General features: G+C 64.8%; 14 protein-coding genes and 1 pseudogene. 8 read left to right on the forward strand and 7 right to left on the reverse strand.

Translation table 11 applies throughout. The features are described from left to right. Window positions 1-88: 88 nt before the first annotated feature. The 7 genes from ACVWWN_RS04205 to rpmH all read right to left on the reverse strand — a co-directional run bounded on the left by ACVWWN_RS04205 (window position 89) and on the right by rpmH (window position 4,425). Entirely contained in the window at window positions 89-1,093 is a 1,005-nt protein-coding gene (locus ACVWWN_RS04205; protein WP_457142768.1) for a ParA family protein, read from the reverse strand. Next, window positions 1,090-1,791 carry a 16S rRNA (guanine(527)-N(7))-methyltransferase RsmG gene (gene rsmG / locus ACVWWN_RS04210; RefSeq protein WP_457142769.1) on the reverse strand — a complete coding sequence of 234 codons (702 nt, stop codon included), beginning with the start codon at window positions 1,789-1,791 and terminating at the stop codon, window positions 1,090-1,092. Before rsmG ends, ACVWWN_RS04205 begins: the two co-directional genes overlap by 4 nt. A 61-nt stretch (window positions 1,792-1,852) precedes the next feature. Then, entirely contained in the window at window positions 1,853-2,413 is a 561-nt protein-coding gene (locus ACVWWN_RS04215) for a Jag family protein (protein ID WP_457142770.1), read from the reverse strand. A 44-nt stretch (window positions 2,414-2,457) separates the two neighbouring features. Beyond that, on the reverse strand, window positions 2,458-3,528 hold the full coding sequence (gene yidC, locus ACVWWN_RS04220; RefSeq protein WP_457148993.1) for a membrane protein insertase YidC: 1,071 nt from the start codon (window positions 3,526-3,528) through the stop codon (window positions 2,458-2,460). A 43-nt stretch (window positions 3,529-3,571) separates the two neighbouring features. Further along, on the reverse strand, window positions 3,572-3,904 hold the full coding sequence (gene yidD, locus ACVWWN_RS04225) for a membrane protein insertion efficiency factor YidD (protein WP_457142771.1): 333 nt from the start codon (window positions 3,902-3,904) through the stop codon (window positions 3,572-3,574). Further along, complete coding sequence (rnpA, locus tag ACVWWN_RS04230) at window positions 3,901-4,260, reverse strand: ribonuclease P protein component (protein ID WP_457142772.1); 360 nt, start codon at window positions 4,258-4,260, stop codon at window positions 3,901-3,903. Before rnpA ends, yidD begins: the two co-directional genes overlap by 4 nt. Before the next feature lie 21 nt (window positions 4,261-4,281). Continuing rightward, complete coding sequence (gene rpmH, locus ACVWWN_RS04235; RefSeq protein WP_293001408.1) at window positions 4,282-4,425, reverse strand: 50S ribosomal protein L34; 144 nt, start codon at window positions 4,423-4,425, stop codon at window positions 4,282-4,284. Window positions 4,426-4,996: 571 nt separating this feature from the next. On the opposite strand from rpmH, the gene dnaA reads away from it, so the two are divergent. From dnaA to ACVWWN_RS04275, 8 genes and pseudogenes are all read left to right on the forward strand, one after another. Then, the gene (gene dnaA / locus ACVWWN_RS04240) at window positions 4,997-6,517 is read left to right on the forward strand and encodes a chromosomal replication initiator protein DnaA (protein WP_457142773.1); all 1,521 of its coding nucleotides are present in this window, start codon (window positions 4,997-4,999) and stop codon (window positions 6,515-6,517) included. Between the two features lie 664 nt (window positions 6,518-7,181). Beyond that, a complete protein-coding gene (gene dnaN, locus ACVWWN_RS04245) occupies window positions 7,182-8,381 on the forward strand; it encodes a DNA polymerase III subunit beta (protein ID WP_457142774.1) in 1,200 nt (399 codons plus the stop codon). Window positions 8,382-8,397: 16 nt separating this feature from the next. Then, window positions 8,398-9,306: pseudogene (gene gnd / locus ACVWWN_RS04250) on the forward strand (phosphogluconate dehydrogenase (NAD(+)-dependent, decarboxylating)); the annotation flags it as partial. Further along, a complete protein-coding gene (gene recF, locus ACVWWN_RS04255) occupies window positions 9,307-10,467 on the forward strand; it encodes a DNA replication/repair protein RecF (protein WP_457142775.1) in 1,161 nt (386 codons plus the stop codon). Next, on the forward strand, window positions 10,464-11,027 hold the full coding sequence (locus tag ACVWWN_RS04260; RefSeq protein ID WP_457142776.1) for a DUF721 family protein: 564 nt from the start codon (window positions 10,464-10,466) through the stop codon (window positions 11,025-11,027). The genes recF and ACVWWN_RS04260 overlap by 4 nt, the downstream gene beginning before the upstream one ends. A 232-nt stretch (window positions 11,028-11,259) precedes the next feature. Further along, window positions 11,260-13,284, forward strand: a complete 2,025-nt coding sequence (gene gyrB / locus ACVWWN_RS04265; protein ID WP_457142777.1) for a DNA topoisomerase (ATP-hydrolyzing) subunit B — start codon at window positions 11,260-11,262, stop codon at window positions 13,282-13,284. 46 nt (window positions 13,285-13,330) lie between these two features. After that, window positions 13,331-16,399 (forward strand): intein-containing DNA gyrase subunit A, encoded by a 3,069-nt coding sequence (gene gyrA / locus ACVWWN_RS04270; RefSeq protein WP_457142778.1) that lies wholly within the window; start codon window positions 13,331-13,333, stop codon window positions 16,397-16,399. A gap of 30 nt (window positions 16,400-16,429) precedes the next feature. Further along, window positions 16,430-17,323: a DUF3566 domain-containing protein gene (locus ACVWWN_RS04275; protein ID WP_457142779.1), complete on the forward strand. Its 894-nt coding sequence runs from the start codon at window positions 16,430-16,432 to the stop codon at window positions 17,321-17,323. Window positions 17,324-17,364: the final 41 nt, after the last annotated feature.

Consider the following 17,364-nt stretch of genomic DNA (forward strand, 5'->3'; position numbering starts at 1 on the left):
AGCCTCTGCTCTTCGCGCAAGCGCTCATCGCCACCCTCTGCTCTTCGCGCAAGCGCTCATCGCCACCCTCTGCTCTTCGCGCAAGCGCTCATCGCCGCTCCGCGAGTTCGCGGCTCGCGTCCAGATAACTCATCGCGCCCCGCGATCCCGGGTCGTAGTCGAGGATCGTCATCCCGTAGCCGGGCGCCTCGGACACCTTGACGCTGCGCGGAATCACGGTCCGCAGCACCCGATCGCCGAAGTGCGCGCGGACGTCTGCGGCGACCTGGTCGGCGAGTTTGGTTCGTCCGTCGTACATCGTCAGGATTACCGTGGAGACGTTCAGCGCTGGATTGAGGTGCGCCTTGACCATTTCGATATTGCGCAGGAGTTGGCCCACTCCTTCGAGCGCGTAGTACTCGCACTGGATCGGGATGAGCACCTCGGGCGCGGCGACCAGGGCGTTGATCGTCAGCAGCCCGAGCGACGGCGGGCAGTCGATGAAGACGTAGTCGAAGTCGGTGTTCTTCAACTCGGCCAACGCGTTGCGCAAGCGTCCCTCCCGGGCCACCATGCTGACCAACTCGATCTCGGCACCGGCCAGGTCGATGGTCGCCGGCACACAGAACAGCCGGTCGCTGTGCGCGCTCTTCTGCATGGCTTCCTCGACCGGGATCTCGCCGATGAGCACCTCGTAGGAGGACGGCGTACCCTCCCGGTGCTCGATTCCCAAAGCGGTACTGGCGTTGCCCTGCGGGTCGAGGTCGATGACCAGAACGCGAAGACCTTGCAAGGCAAGCGCGGCCGCAACGTTGACGGCCGTCGTCGTCTTGCCGACGCCGCCCTTCTGGTTGGCAATAGTGAAGACGCGCTGATGCGGCGGCCGCGGTAGTCCGCTCCCCTTGACCTGATGGAGAAGGCGGACCGCCCGCTCTGCCTCTGCGCCGATCGGGGTATCCACCGCCACAACTTCGTGGGCCCACGGCTCGTCGGCGGGTGCCGGCTCTGCCGGAGCGGTCGCCTGGGTCAATGTTTCACGTGAAACATCGGGCGGTGGGTTGTCGAACGGAACTCCCGCGGTCTCGGATTGGCTACTGTCCGGAACCGGATTCATCCGCTTCTCCTGCCCGTTCGTATCGGCCGATTGCCTACCGGGCCCAGCTTCCCGCACCGTGCCACGACCACGGTTGCGGGGGGTTCCAAGTAGTCCTCGCCACATTTCATCACCCTTACATCGATGACGCCCAGGGACTTCATCACACGCCGGTGGACGCGGATCTCCTCCTCGGCACGGTCCCCTTTGAGGGCCGCCATACGCCCCGTCGGCTTCAACAACGGCATGCTCCACTTCGTCAGCTTGTCCAGTGACGCCACCGCCCTGGAGACCACCGCGTCCATCGCCCCCGCCTCTGTCAGTACGACTCCGTCCTCGGCCCGGCCGCGGATGACTGTCACGTCGATCCCGAGTTCGGCGGTTACTTCGCGCAGGAAATCGCTGCGTCGCAGAAGCGGCTCGATGAGCGTGATGCGAAGGTCCGGACGGGCCAACGCCAACGGAATCCCGGGCAATCCCGCGCCACTTCCGATATCGGCCACCTGCTCCCCGCGATCCAACAACTCCGCGACCGCCACACTATTCAATAGGTGGCGATCCCATAGCCGACCGATTTCCCGCGGGCCGATGAGTCCGCGCTCCACGCCCGCTCCGGCCAGGATCTCGGCATAGCGCTGTGCGGCTTCGAAGCGAGGACCGAAGAGTTCTACCGCGGCTGGGGGCGCTTCGGCCACCTCCGCATGTTTCACGTGAAACATCCCCCAGATCTTCCGGGCCCGGGCATAGCCCCAGCCCGAACTACATGGGTGTAACTCGGATTCAGTCGGGCAGGACGACGACCCGCCGCGACGGCTCGACGCCCTCGCTCTCGCTGTGCACGCCGTCCACCACCGCGACGGCATCGTGAACGATCTTGCGCTCGAACGGGGTCATCGGCGACAGCTCCTCCCGCTCCCCCGACTCCAGCACGCGCTGCGCGACCTTGTTGCCCAGCGCCGCCAACTCTTCACGGCGCCCCCGGCGCCAGCGCGCGATGTCCAACATCAGTCGGCTGCGCTCGCCGGTCTTCTGGTGCACCGCGAGGCGCGTCAGTTCCTGAAGTGCGTCGAGCACCTCCCCCTTACGGCCCACGAGCTTGTTGAGGTCGGTGCCGCCGTCGATGCTGACGACCGCGCGGTCACCTTCCACGTCCAGGTCGATGTCGCCGTCGAAGTCGAGAAGATCCAACAACTCCTCGAGATAGTCGCCGGCGATCTCACCCTCGGCGACCAAGCGCTCTTCCAGATCCTCGCCCGTGGCCGCCGTCGGGGTCGTCTCGACCGCCTCGTTTTCTTCTTCGGTCAGCGCTTCGCTGCGTTCCGTCGTCTCAGCGTCTGTCATCTTCGTCTCTCCCTCTCCCGCCGGTATCGGTCGACTGATCCCGGTTAACGTTTGCGTTTCTTCGGCCGCGCTCCCGGTCGGGGAGTGCGGCCGGCGGTACCGCCTTGCGCATCCGACTTGCCTGGACTCGAACCCGCACTCGTCGGTCCGGCCGCCTTGCCGTCTTCTCCGTCGGATGACTCCAACGGCGCGGCCTCGATCGCGGTGCTTTCCGGCTCGGCGGCGGCAGCCCCGTTCGTCGGGGCCGGCGTCCCGCGGTCACGCTTCGGCTTCACCCCCGGCGGCGGCGCGTTGGACGCCCGTCGCTCCTGGGCTTCGCGCTTCTTCTCTTCTTCCTCTTTTTCGATCCGGCCGAAGACGTAGTGCTGCTGACCGAAGGTCCAGATGTTGTTGGCGAACCAATACAGGATGATCGCCAGCGGTAGGAACGGACCGCCCACCACCACGCCGAGCGGGAACACGTACAGCGCAAGCTTGTTCATCATCGCGGTCTGCGGGTTGGCCGCGGCCTCGGGACTCTGCCGGGCCACCGATGCCCGGCTGTTGAAGTAGGTGGCGACGCCCGCCGCGATCATCAACGGCACGCCGACCGCGATGACCGAGGGACGGTTGAATTCGGTGAACGCGTCCAGACCAGTCTTCTGGATCATCGTCGCGCCCAAGGGCGCCCCGAACAGGTTGGCGTCCAGGAAGTGCGCGACGTCGGTCGGGCTGAACACGTAGTTGCCCAGCGACCGGTTCAACTCCGGGGACAGCTTCGGCTGCCCGAAGCCACCCTGGGTCCGGTTGAAGGACCGCAACACGTGGTAGAGACCGAGGAACACCGGGATCTGCGCCAGCATCGGCAGGCATCCGAGGATCGGGTTGAAGCCGTGTTCCTTCTGCAGCTTCTGCATCTCCAGCGCCATGCGCTGACGGTCCTTGCCGTACTTCTTCTGCAGCGCCTTGATCTGTGGCTGCAGCTCCTGCATCTGCCGGGTGGTGCGGATCTGCCGGACGAAGGGCTTGTACAGAATCGCGCGCAGCGTGAAGACCAGGAACATGACCGACAGTCCCCACGCGAAGAAGTTCGACGGACCCAGGAGAAAGCCGAACAGCTTGTACCAGACCCACATGATCGCCGAGACCGGATAATAGATGACGTCGAGGCTGAACCAATTAAACACGCGACTCGAACTCCCCTAGCTCCACCGGGCTCACCCGGCGATCGTCGACGGCTGCGGCGCATTCAGCTTGTTGATGCGAATGATCGCCGCGCTCCGGTATCGGATCCCATCCTCCCCGATGCCACGGTCCGCACTTGCACAACCGGACCATCGCCAGCCAGCCCCCACGCAAGAGACCGAACTCGGTCAAGGCGTCGACCGCGTACTGGCTGCAGGTCGGTGTGAACCGGCATGTCGGTAACCGCAACGGGGACACCGTGTGGCGGTACAGCTCAACCAGAGAGATCACGCCTCGTGCGCCGGCCGAGCCCACTGACGATTTCACCGAGGCGCCTTGCCGTGCAGACGCGTTCGTCGCAATGCCGTCCGCAACTCCTGCTCGAGACGGGCCGAGATCGCATACCGGCTACTGGGCAGGGCGCGGATCACCACCCGATCGGCTGGGTCGAGCTCGTCGAGGACACCGCGCGCCACATGCCGTAGACGCCGGGCCACCCGGTGTCGCTGCACCGCGGTCCCGACGGATTTGGAAACCACCAAGCCGATGCGTGGACCGGTGTCGCCCGCGTGATCGGAACGCAGTGCGTGCACGACAAGGTCGGGCTGCACCGCCCGCACCCCTTGACTGACCGTGGCACCGAATTCCGTCGAACGCGTCATCCGGTGGCGCGCCGGAAGCACCGCGCTAGATCCTGCGTCGAATCACGCAGTCAGCGAGCGGCGTCCCTTGCCACGCCGGTTGGACACGATCGCCCGGCCGGCCCTGGTCCGCATCCGCAGCCGGAAGCCATGCACCCGCGCGCGGCGCCGGTTGTTGGGCTGAAAAGTCCGCTTGCCCTTGGCCACGGCTGTCTCTCCTCGTTCGTGTGGCATCCGTCGCCCACGCCGATAAAACTCATACCGGTGGGGACGCCGTCTACCGTTACTAAGCTCGTCCGTCTCGCTTGCTAGCCGGCGCGGTCTCCAGATGGTCTCTGGGTCGCAGCCGTATCACCTCTTTCGGGCGACTGTTCGAGGGTACTGACGAGATTTCGCTGGGTCAAACCTGGCCCGGACCCACCCCTGCCGCCCGCCGAATGGTTCACAGCCGCCACAGCGGTCACACCTTCCAGAAGCCTGTGAATCTGCTCACAATCAATGTTGCAGAACGGTTGGCACTCGGGCAGAAAACTGTTAGCTTCTGCCAATGCCGATTCGATAACGAAACGGCGACGGACAACGAAGCGGGGATGCCCACCAAGTCGCGAGCCCACAGATTGAATCATCACTGTGACGAGCCCCGGCCCGCGGCCTTCCTGCCGGTAGACAGCAGAACGACGACGTATGTTCTCTTTCCACAGCCTGTGGATAACTATGTGGACAGATCGTCATCGTTCCTTTGGTCGTCCTCCGACCGGCCTTTAGGGGGTACTCGTCGTTGACAGCTGACCCCGACCCACCCTTCGTCGCCGTCTGGAACACCGTGGTGGCCGAACTCAACGGCGACGTGGAGCCGACCGGGACCGTCAACAATGGGCTCGCCGGTGGCGGCAACACCCTGCTCCCCTCGCTCACACCACAGCAACGAGCCTGGCTCAAACTCGTCAAACCCCTCGTCATCACCGAGGGATTTGCCCTGCTGTCGGTGCCGACTCCGTTCGTGCAGAACGAGATCGAACGTCACCTTCGCGAGCCGATCATCTCCGCGCTCAGTCGCCGGCTGGGTCAACGGGTCGAACTCGGCGTCCGGATCGCGGCCGTCGGCAGCGACGAACACGACGACGGCGCGCCTGGATTCACCGGCGGCGCCGCGGTAATCGACCCCGATGAGGTGGACGAGGACGTCGAGGCGCTTGCCAGCGCGGAAGAAAGCTGGCCGACCTACTTCGCCAACCGTGCCCCGAACTCCACCGCCGATGACAGCACCTCGGTCAATCTCAACCGGAGATACACCTTTGACACGTTCGTCATCGGAGCATCCAACAGGTTCGCTCACGCCGCGACGCTCGCGATTGCTGAGGCGCCGGCCCGGGCCTACAACCCGCTGTTCATCTGGGGCGAATCCGGACTCGGCAAGACGCACCTGTTGCACGCCGCCGGCAACTACGCCCAACGGCTGTTCCCCGGTATGCGCGTCAAGTACGTCTCCACCGAGGAATTCACCAACGACTTCATCAACTCACTGCGCGACGACCGCAAGGCGTCCTTCAAACGCAGCTATCGCGACATCGATGTGCTGCTCGTCGATGACATCCAGTTCATCGAAGGCAAGGAAGGCATCCAGGAGGAGTTCTTCCACACCTTCAATACGCTGCACAACGCGAACAAGCAGATCGTCATCTCCTCCGACCGGCCACCCAAACAGCTGGCCACCCTCGAGGACCGGCTGCGCACCCGGTTCGAGTGGGGACTGATCACCGATGTTCAGCCGCCCGAACTCGAGACCCGAATCGCCATCCTGCGCAAGAAAGCACAGATGGATCGTCTCGATGTCCCCGGCGATGTGCTCGAGCTCATCGCCAGCAGCATCGAGCGCAACATCCGCGAGCTCGAGGGTGCCCTGATCCGCGTGACGGCCTTCGCGTCGCTCAACAAGACCCCGATCGACAAGTCACTGGCCGAGATCGTGTTGCGCGACCTGATTTCGGATGCCTCGACAATGCAGATCAGCACCGCGGCGATCATGGCCGCGACCGCCGAGTACTTCCAGACCACGGTCGAGGAACTCCGTGGCCCCGGTAAGACCCGCGCGCTGGCTCAGTCCCGTCAGATCGCCATGTATCTGTGCCGCGAACTGACTGACCTGTCACTGCCCAAGATCGGCCAGGCGTTCGGCCGCGACCACACCACCGTCATGTATGCGGAAAAGAAGATTCGCGGCGAGATGGCCGAGCGGCGTGAAATTTTCGATCACGTGAAGGAACTCACTACCCGAATTCGTCAGCGTTCCAAGCGCTGACAACCCTGGTTAGGGGTCCGCAGCCGACATCGATTGACACATGGGCGGTTCAAGCATGCCCGCCATCCATGCCTTGCGCTTCCAATCTCCTGCCGACTGATTCCCCGGAACGATCGGCCGCGTCGGCGCACCGCGCTTCAACGCCAGAGTCGGCTTCCGTCGACGCCTCTCCTGTCAAAACTTATGCAAAAACTTCTGTATCTGTCGCACCACTAGTCACACAAATCGGTGTGGATACGGGTGTGGACAACCTGCCGTCAACCGGCGGACTTGTCCGTCGTTTCTACACAACACCGCCGACGTCCACAGCCCGCGCGAGGCTGACACCAACCCATCCACAGGCCACCCCCAACCCGACACACGAGCCACGCAGGGCGGACATACCTTCATCCCCAATCTGCACAGGCCCTAATACTGTTGCTCATTTATCTCTGAAGTTTCTTCCCAGAAGAAGGGGCCTGGGGACACAGTCTCCACATCGCCTTCCGGGCGATTTGCCGAGCTCCATGTCAGCCCGAGCGATTAGCTTTCAAGTTGACGCGGAAAGCTCTACGGTGGTTCAGCGACAGCCGTTACGGTCGCCCCAGCGCATCCTGGTGGGGCGTGGTGACAAACCGGGAAACCGCTGCTTAGCGCTTATTGTGATGGTGATCGAAGGGACGCTATGGACGTGGCGACGACAACGGCTGGTCTCACCGATTTGAAATTCCGACTGGTACGCGAAGACTTCGCCGATGCAGTCGCATGGGTGGCCCGAAATCTCCCGACCAGGCCCACCGTCCCCGTTCTGGCGGGCGTGCTGCTCACAGGGTCAGACGATGGGCTGACAATCTCGGGATTCGACTACGAAGTGTCGGCCGAGGTCCAGGTGGCTGCCGAAATAGCCTCGCCTGGTAGCGTTTTGGTGTCGGGTCGGTTGCTCTCGGACATCACGCGGGCTTTGCCGGCAAAACCGGTCGACGTCAGCGTCGAAGGCACCAGGGTGTCGTTGACGTGCGGCAGCGCCCGATTCTCGCTGCCGACGATGGCCGTGGAGGATTACCCGACGCTACCCACGCTTCCCGACGAAACGGGTGTCGTTTCCTCGGCGCTGTTCGCCGAGGCGATCGGTCAGGTCGCTGTCGCTGCCGGTCGCGATGACACGTTGCCGATGCTCACGGGTATCCGTGTCGAGATTTCCGGGGAGAAGGTCGTTCTGGCGGCCACCGACAGGTTCCGGCTCGCGGTCCGCGAGTTGACCTGGTCCACGGCGTCTGCGGACGTCGAAGCGGCGGTGCTGGTGCCGGCCAAGACGTTGGCCGAAGCCGCCAAGGCGGGTTCCGATGGCACCGACGTGCATCTGTCGCTGGGCGCCGGAGCGGCGGTGGGCAAGGAAGGCCTGCTCGGAATTCGCAGCGAGGGCAAGCGCAGCACCACACGACTGCTGGACGCGGAATTTCCGAAGTTCCGTCAGCTGCTGCCGAGCGAGCACACCGCGATCGCGACCATCGGTGTCGCCGAACTGACCGAGGCGATCAAACGTGTCGCGCTGGTCGCCGACCGTGGGGCGCAGGTGCGGATGGAGTTCGCCGACGACGTGCTACGGCTGGCGGCCGGCGCCGACGACGTCGGCCGCGCGGAAGAGGATCTCCCGGTCGAGTTCTCTGGTGACCCGCTGACCATCGCGTTCAATCCCACTTATCTGACGGATGGGCTGGGATCGCTGCACTCCGAGCGGGTCACGTTCGGTTTCACGACACCTAGCCGTCCCGCGGTGTTGCGCCCGGCGGGTGAGGATGATGGAAGTGTCGGAGCAGGCGGCCCGTTCCCGGCGGCCCAGACCGACTACGTCTATCTGTTGATGCCGGTACGGCTCCCGGGCTGACCGGCCTTACCGCCACGAAAGAGGCGCGCACATGCAAATGGGTCTGGTCGGCTTGGGCAAAATGGGTTTCAACATGCGGGAACGCCTGCGTGAGGGCGGCCACGAAGTGATCGGCTACGACCCGCGCCCGGAAGTGACAGACGTTCCGACCCTGGCGGCACTGGCCGAGGCGCTCGAGGCGCCGCGGGTGGTCTGGGTAATGGTGCCCTCGGGTCCGATCACCGACGAAACAATCACCACCCTCGCCGGCGTATTGAGCGCGGGCGATCTGGTCATCGACGGAGGTAACTCCCGCTACACGGAAGACGGGCCGCACGCCAAGCTCCTCGACCAGAAGGGGGTCGGGTTCATCGACGCCGGAGTGTCGGGTGGAATCTGGGGCCTGAAAGAGGGTTACGGCCTGATGGTCGGCGGCAGCGCCGAAGCCGTGGAGCGCGCCATGCCGATCTTCGACACGTTGCGATCGCCCGGACCGCGGGAGGACGGGTTTGTGCATGCGGGGCAGGTCGGTGCGGGCCATTTCGCGAAGATGGTGCACAACGGCATCGAGTACGCGTTGATGACGGCATATGCCGAGGGGTACGAGATGCTGGCCGCGGAGGACCTGATCGAGGATCCGCAGGCCGTGTACCAGGCGTGGACGAATGGCACGGTGGTCCGTTCCTGGCTGCAGCAACTGCTGGCCAAGGCGCTCAAAGAAGATCCGAAGCTGGCCGAGATCACTGGCTACACAGACGATTCCGGCGAGGGTCGGTGGACCGTCGAGGAGGCCATCCGGCTGCGCGTCCCGGTACCGAGCATCGCCGCCGCATTGTTCGCGCGCTTCCTGTCGAGGCAGGACGACTCGCCGACCATGAAGGCGGTGGCCGCGTTGCGCAACCAATTCGGGGGCCATGCCGTCAAGAGGATCAGCGAGTCGGGATAGGTGTACGTCCGTCACCTGGCGCTGACCGATTTTCGTTCGTGGGCGCGGATCGAACTCGATGTCGAACCCGGTCGTACGGTCTTCGTCGGCCCGAATGGTTTCGGAAAGACGAACCTCATTGAGGCGCTGTGGTATTCGGCAACTCTCGGATCTCACCGGGTAGCATCTGATGCGCCGTTGATCCGGGCCGGCGCCGAGCGGGCGGTCGTCTCGACCATTGTGGTGAGTGACGGTCGCGAACTCGCCATCGATCTGGAGATCAATCCGGGCCGGGCCAACAAGGCGCGACTGAACCGCTCCCCCGTCCGTGCGGCACGCGAAGTGTTGGGCGTTCTGCGCGCGGTGTTGTTCGCTCCCGAGGATTTGGCCCTGGTTCGTGGCGATCCCAGTGAACGGCGGCGATATCTCGACGAACTCGCGACCACGAGGCGGCCCCAGGTGGCGGCGGTGCGTGCGGATTACGACAAGGTGCTCCGGCAGCGCACTGCGCTGTTGAAGACGGCGTCGGGCGCGCGCCACCGCGGTGACCACAGTGTCCTCGACACCCTGGACGTGTGGGACGGCCATCTCGCCGCGCACGGGGCACAACTGATCGCCGCGCGCGTCAGCCTCGTCAACCACCTGGCAGCGGAGGTGGAGAAGGCGTACCAGTTACTCGCGCCGGCGTCGCGTCCGGCGGCGATCCGCTACCGCAGCGGGGTAGAGATCGTCGAAGAGGAGGCGTCCGGCGGCAACGACAGCGCCGAGATATTCGAAGCCGCACTGCTTGATGCGCTGGCGCGTCGGCGTGCGGCCGAACTCGAGCGTGGAGTCTGCCTGGTTGGTCCCCACCGCGACGACCTGGAATTGCGTCTGGGCGATCAGGTGGCGAAAGGCTTTGCCAGCCATGGGGAGTCGTGGTCGATGGCGTTGGCGCTGCGGCTCGCGGCCTACGAGTTGTTGCGTTCCGACGGGGGTGATCCGGTGCTGCTGCTCGACGACGTGTTCGCCGAGCTCGACAACGCCAGGCGGCAGGCGCTGGCCAGCGTCGCCGCGTCAGCAGAGCAGGTGCTCGTCACCGCCGCGGTGCACGATGACATTCCCCGCGATTGGGATGCCCGCAGAATCGAGATCGCGATGCGTGACGACGACGCCGGCCGGACCTCGATGGTGAACCCATGACAGACGACGACATCGACAACACCGAACAGGGACCGCCGCCGTATCTCGGTGCGCTCGCCGGCATGGACCTGGTGCGGCGCACTCTGGAGGAGGCCCGCGGCGCCGCGCGGACGCAGGGGAAAGACGTGGGTCGCGGCCGCGCGTCGTCGTCGCGTCGGGTGGCCGGCACCAGTCGTCGGCGGTGGTCGGGGCCCGGGCCCGACGGCCGGGATCCACAACTGTTGGGGGCGGTGACGAGCGATCTGGCGAAGACCCGCGGGTGGTCGGGCCGGGTCGCGGAGGGGTCGGTGTTCGGACGATGGCCGGCCGTGGTGGGTGAGCAGATCGCCGCGCACGCCACTCCGACAACGCTCAACGAGGGCGTCCTGACGGTGTCGGCGGAATCGACGGCATGGGCCACCCAACTACGAATGGTGCAGGCGCAACTGCTCGCCAAGATCGCCGCCGCGGTGGGTGACGGCGTGGTCGACTCGCTGAAAATCGTCGGCCCGGTGGGCCCGTCGTGGCGCAAGGGCGCCTACCACATTGCGGGTCGCGGGCCCCGTGACACGTACGGATAGCCGCCGGGATCGTGGTTGGCTGAGAGCCACCACAACGAAGCGAGGCTGTTTCTCAAGCGTCTTGACGCACCTCTGATCGAGAAATTCCACAGACGGCGCGAATAGCTATGTGGAAACGCCGCCTCAGAGTCGGTCCTGACAGCGCTTAACGGTAGACTGGTCGCATGACTTGCCGGCGGTGACGAGTACCGCCAGAGCCCCATCCCACCAGAAAGTAGGGAAGCTTCCGCCTGTGGCTGCTGCGAAGAAGAAAGAATATGGCGCCAGCGCGATCACCGTCCTCGAAGGATTGGAGGCGGTCCGCAAACGTCCAGGCATGTATATCGGCTCCACCGGCGAGCGCGGCCTGCACCATCTGGTGTGGGAGGTGGTGGACAACGCCGTCGACGAGGCCATGGCGGGCTACGCCCAGAAGGTCGGCGTCCGGATCCTCGAGGACGGCGGTGTCGAGGTCAGCGACGACGGCCGCGGGATCCCGGTCGAGATGCACGCCAGTGGGGCGCCGACCGTCGACGTCGTCATGACCCAGCTGCACGCCGGCGGAAAGTTCGGTGGTGAGAACAGCGGCTACAACGTCAGTGGCGGCCTGCACGGGGTGGGTGTCTCCGTCGTGAACGCGCTGTCGACCCGGCTGGAGGTGGACATCTCCCGCGATGGCCACGAGTGGCACCAGTTCTATGACCACGCTGTGCCCGGCACGCTGAAAGAAGGCGCGACCACCAGGAAGACGGGAACCACCGTCCGGTTCTGGGCCGACCCGAACATCTTCGAAACCACGTACTACGACTTCGAGACGGTGGCTCGACGGTTGCAAGAGATGGCGTTCCTCAACAAGGGGCTGACCATCACCCTCTCCGATGAGCGCGTCACTGCCGACCAAGTGGTCGACGAGGTGGTCAGCGATACCGCCGAAGCGCCGAAGTCGGCTGAAGAGAAGGCCGCCGAGGCGGCAAGCCCGCACAAGGTGAAGAACCGCACCTTCCATTACCCCGGCGGTCTGGTCGACTACGTCAAGCACATCAACCGGACGAAAACCCCGATCCACCAGAGCATCGTCGACTTCTCCGGAAAGGGCGAGGGGCACGAGATCGAGGTGGCCATGCAGTGGAACGCCGGCTATTCCGAGTCCGTGCACACCTTCGCCAACACGATCAACACCCACGAGGGCGGCACCCACGAGGAGGGCTTCCGGGCGGCGTTGACCACGGTGGTCAACAAGTACGCCAAGGACAAGAAGCTGCTCAAGGAGAAGGACGCCAACCTCACCGGCGACGACATCCGCGAGGGACTGGCCGCCGTCATCTCCGTGAAGGTGTCCGAGCCGCAGTTCGAGGGGCAGACCAAGACCAAACTCGGCAACACCGAGGTGAAGTCGTTCGTGCAGAAGATCTGCAACGAACAGCTCAGCCACTGGTTCGAAGCCAACCCGGCCGAAGCGAAAACCGTTGTGAACAAGGCGGTCTCGTCGGCGCAGGCGCGAATCGCCGCCCGTAAGGCCCGCGAACTGGTGCGTCGCAAGAGCGCGACCGACATCGGCGGCCTGCCCGGCAAGCTCGCCGACTGCCGGTCCACCGATCCGCGGAAGTCAGAGTTGTACGTCGTCGAGGGCGACTCGGCCGGTGGCTCGGCCAAGAGCGGCCGCGACTCGATGTTCCAGGCGATACTTCCATTGCGCGGCAAGATCATCAACGTCGAGAAGGCCCGCATCGACCGGGTGCTGAAGAACACCGAAGTCCAGGCCATCATCACCGCGCTGGGCACGGGCATTCACGACGAGTTCGATCTCACCAAACTGCGGTACCACAAGATCGTGCTGATGGCCGACGCCGACGTCGACGGCCAGCACATCTCCACGCTGTTGTTGACGCTGTTGTTCCGATTCATGAAGCCGCTCATCGAGAACGGCCACGTGTTCCTCGCGCAGCCGCCGCTCTACAAGCTGAAGTGGCAGCGCAGCGATCCCGAATTCGCCTACTCCGACCGCGAACGCGATGGTCTGTTGGAGACCGGTCGGGCCGCGGGCAAGCGGATCAACACCGAAGACGGCATCCAGCGCTACAAGGGTCTCGGCGAGATGGACGCCAAGGAACTGTGGGAGACCACCATGGATCCGTCGGTAAGGGTGTTGCGCCAGATCACGCTGGACGATGCGGCCGCGGCCGACGAGCTGTTCTCGATCCTGATGGGCGAGGACGTAGAGGCACGACGCAGTTTCATCACGCGCAACGCCAAAGACGTTCGCTTCTTGGATGTTTAAGACGTATTGCGATTGAGTTCTGACAACCGATTAGGGCTGACACAACATGACTGACACCACGTTGCCCCCTGGCGACGAAGCCGGCGACCGCATCGAACCGGTCGACATCCAGCAGGAGATGCAGCGCAGTTACATCGATTACGCGATGAGCGTGATCGTGGGCCGCGCGTTGCCGGAGGTTCGCGACGGCCTGAAGCCGGTGCACCGCCGTGTGCTCTATGCGATGTTCGACTCCGGTTTCCGGCCGGACCGCGGGCATGCCAAGTCGGCGCGCTCGGTCGCCGAGACGATGGGTAACTATCACCCGCACGGTGATTCGTCGATCTACGACACCCTGGTCCGGATGGCGCAGCCGTGGTCGCTGCGGTACCCACTGGTCGACGGCCAGGGTAACTTCGGTTCACCGGGCAACGACCCGCCGGCCGCCATGAGGTACTGCGTCACCGGCGATGCGGCGGTCTCCCTGCAGGATTGCGGCACGGTTTCGATCGCCGACATCGTGCCGGATGCTCAGCCGAATTCCGATAACGTCATTGAACTCAAAGTTCTTGATCGACACGGCAATCCGGTGCTCGCGGACCGGTTGTTCCATTCGGGTGAGCACCAGACGTATTCGGTGCACACCGTTGAGGGGTACACGGTCACCGGGACGGGGAACCACCCACTTCTGTGTCTGGTGGACCTGGCGGGCGTGCCGACGCTGCTGTGGAAACTGATCGAAGAGATTCGGCCCGGCGACATCGCGGTGATGCACGCCGACAGTACGAATTGTGATGAAAATCGGTCAAATTCCGTCATAAGCCGTACTCTCGGCGTGTTCAGGGAGCGGTACGGATCCGACCCCGATGTGCGTGCCATCGAGACCGAACTCACCGACGGTCGATTTTCCTATGCGCGCGTCTCGTCGGTGACTGACGCAGGCGTGCAGCCGGTCTACAGCCTCCGAGTTGACACGGCCGACCACGCGTACATCACCAACGGTTTCGTCAGTCACAACACGGAAGCCCGACTGACGCCGCTGGCGATGGAGATGCTCCGCGAAATCGACGAGGAGACAGTCGATTTCATCCCGAACTATGACGGGCGAGTGCAGGAGCCGACGGTTCTTCCGAGCCGGTTCCCCAATCTGCTCGCCAACGGTTCGGGCGGTATCGCCGTCGGCATGGCCACCAACATCCCCCCGCACAATCTCGGTGAGCTCGCCGAGGCGGTGTACTGGTGCCTGGACAACTACGACGCCGATGAAGAGGCCACGTTGGCCGCGGTCACCGAGCGCGTCAAGGGTCCCGACTTCCCCACACATGGGTTGATCGTCGGCTCGCAGGGGATTTCCGATACCTACAACACCGGCCGCGGTTCGATCCGGATGCGTGGCGTGGTGGAGATCGAAGAGGACAGCCGCGGCCGCACCGGAATCGTGATCACCGAGCTGCCGTATCAGGTCAACCACGACAACTTCATCACCTCGATCGCCGAGCAGGTCCGCGACGGAAAGCTCAACGGCATCTCCAACATCGAGGACCAGAGCAGCGACCGTGTCGGTCTGCGCATCGTGGTCGAACTCAAGCGCGATGCCGTGGCCAAGGTGGTGCTGAACAACCTCTACAAGCACACTCAGCTGCAGACCAGCTTCGGCGCCAACATGCTGTCCATCGTCGACGGCGTGCCCCGCACGCTGCGGCTCGACCAGCTGATCCGGTACTACGTCGTACATCAACTCGACGTCATCGTCCGGCGTACCACCTACCGGCTGCGCAAGGCCAACGAACGGGCCCACATCCTGCGCGGGCTGGTCAAGGCGCTCGACGCCCTCGACGAAGTGATCGCGTTGATCCGCGCGTCCGAGACCGTTGACGTCGCACGGCAGGGCCTGATCGAGCTGCTCGATATCGACGAGATCCAGTCGCAGGCCATCCTCGACATGCAGCTGCGTCGCCTGGCCGCCCTGGAACGCCAGCGCATTGTCGACGACCTGGCCAAGATCGAGGCCGAGATCGCCGACCTGGAAGACATCCTGGCCAAGCCGGAGCGGCAGCGGGCCATCGTGCACGACGAACTCAAGGAGATCGTCGACAAGCACGGCGACGAGCGGCGGACGCGGATCATCGCCGCCGACGGCGAGGTCGCTGACGAGGATCTGATCGCCCGCGAGGACGTGGTCGTGACCATCACCGAGACCGGCTACGCCAAGCGCACCAAGACCGACCTCTATCGCAGCCAGAAGCGCGGCGGCAAGGGCGTACAGGGCGCAGGGCTGAAGCAGGACGACATCGTCAACCACTTCTTCGTCTGCTCGACGCACGACTGGATCCTGTTTTTCACCACGCAGGGCCGGGTGTATCGCGCCAAGGCGTACGACTTGCCGGAGGCGTCGCGGACCGCACGCGGTCAGCACGTCGCGAACCTGCTGGCCTTCCAGCCCGAGGAGCGCATCGCCCAGGTCATCCAGATCCAGAGTTACGAGGACGCGCCGTATCTGGTGCTGGCCACCCGTAACGGCCTGGTGAAGAAATCCAAGCTGACCGACTTCGACTCGAACCGCTCCGGCGGCATCGTCGCGGTCAATCTGCGCGACGGTGACGAGCTGGTCGGCGCGGTGCTCTGCTCGGCCGACGAGGATCTGCTACTGGTGTCGGCCAAGGGGCAGTCGATCCGGTTCTCGGCGACCGACGAGGCACTGCGTCCGATGGGGCGCGCCACCTCGGGCGTGCAGGGCATGCGATTCAACGAAGAAGACAAGCTACTGTCACTGAACGTGGTCCGCGAGGGCACGTATCTACTGGTCGCGACGGCGGGCGGCTACGCCAAGCGCACCGCGATCGAGGAGTACACGGTCCAGGGCCGCGGCGGCAAAGGCATCCTCACGATCCAGTACGACCGCAAACGTGGCAGTCTGGTCGGTGCGCTGATCGTCGACGACGACACAGAGTTGTACGCCATCACCTCCGGTGGGGGGGTCATCCGGACTGCCGCACGTCAGGTGCGGAAGGCCGGACGGCAGACTAAGGGAGTTCGCTTGATGAACCTCGGCGAGGGCGACACACTGATTGCTGTTGCGCGCAATGCCGAGGAAGGCGACAGCACCGACGAGGTCAACACCGACCTCGGCGAGTAGACAAGCCTCGTGACCAGTGAGGAGCCGTAGGTGAGTTCACCGAACGAGCCCGGATACCCCCGCGCAGGCGACGGGGCCGGCGGCGCCAACGGCTCCGCCTCCGGGTCGTCCGGCCCGGCGCGCGAAGGCGGCTCGCTCGCCGATGTTCCGCCGTGGCAGCGCGGGCCGGCGGGCCGGACGAAAGGGCAGTCCCTGCGCAAGCCGACCGAACCCCTTGCGCGTACGGACTCGTCGCGCAGCGAGACGTCGACGGCTCATGCGCAGGGCCTGGACTCCAGGTTGAACCGGTTCATGTCCGGCTCGGCCGCCATGGCGCAGGAGTCGGACAGTCCGGCGCGCGCCGAGCGTCCGGAACGCACCGAGCGTCCGGAGCGCTCCGAGGCGGGCCGGCCCGAGGCAGCCCGGCCGGAGGCCTACGCGAGTGAGTTGCCTGACCTGTCGGGACCGGTTCCCCGCCCACCTCAGCAGCGCCAGCCCGGCACCGAACGCACCACCTCGGAGCCCGCGAGCAGGTCGACCGCCACCACCAGCCGCGTCCAGGCGGCGGCCACCCGTCACAAGGGTCCGGTGCGGGCGAGCATGCAGATCCGCCGCGTCGACCCGTGGAGCACGCTGAAGGTGTCGCTGGTGCTCTCGGTGGCGCTGTTCTTCGTCTGGATGATCGCCGTCGCGTTCCTGTATTTGGTGCTCGGCGGCATGGGTGTGTGGAGCAAGCTGAACAGCAACGTGGGCGATCTGCTCACCAGCGCCAGCGGCAGCGGCGCAGAGTTGGTGTCCAGCGGCACCATCTTCGGTGGCGCGGCATTGGTCGGCTTGGTGAACATCGTGCTGTTGACTGCAATGGCTACCGCCGCGGCGTTCATCTACAACCTGACGACCGATCTGGTCGGCGGCATCGAAGTGACGTTGGCGGATCGCGACTAGGTCACATCACTCTTCGCGACGGCGGGTTTGGGCCGGAGCCT

The sequence above is a fragment of the Mycobacterium sp. URHB0021 genome (assembly GCF_054057895.1).

Coding starts and splice junctions, on each gene's coding strand:
- ACVWWN_RS04205 (WP_457142768.1), bottom strand. CDS start 1,093: ATGAATCCGGTTCCGGACAGTAGCCAATCCGAGACCGCGGGAGTTCCG.
- rsmG (WP_457142769.1), bottom strand. CDS start 1,791: ATGTTTCACGTGAAACATGCGGAGGTGGCCGAAGCGCCCCCAGCCGCG.
- ACVWWN_RS04215 (WP_457142770.1), bottom strand. CDS start 2,413: ATGACAGACGCTGAGACGACGGAACGCAGCGAAGCGCTGACCGAAGAA.
- yidC (WP_457148993.1), bottom strand. CDS start 3,528: ATGTGGGTCTGGTACAAGCTGTTCGGCTTTCTCCTGGGTCCGTCGAAC.
- dnaN (WP_457142774.1), top strand. CDS start 7,182: ATGGACGTGGCGACGACAACGGCTGGTCTCACCGATTTGAAATTCCGA.
- ACVWWN_RS04260 (WP_457142776.1), top strand. CDS start 10,464: ATGACAGACGACGACATCGACAACACCGAACAGGGACCGCCGCCGTAT.
- gyrA (WP_457142778.1), top strand. CDS start 13,331: ATGACTGACACCACGTTGCCCCCTGGCGACGAAGCCGGCGACCGCATC.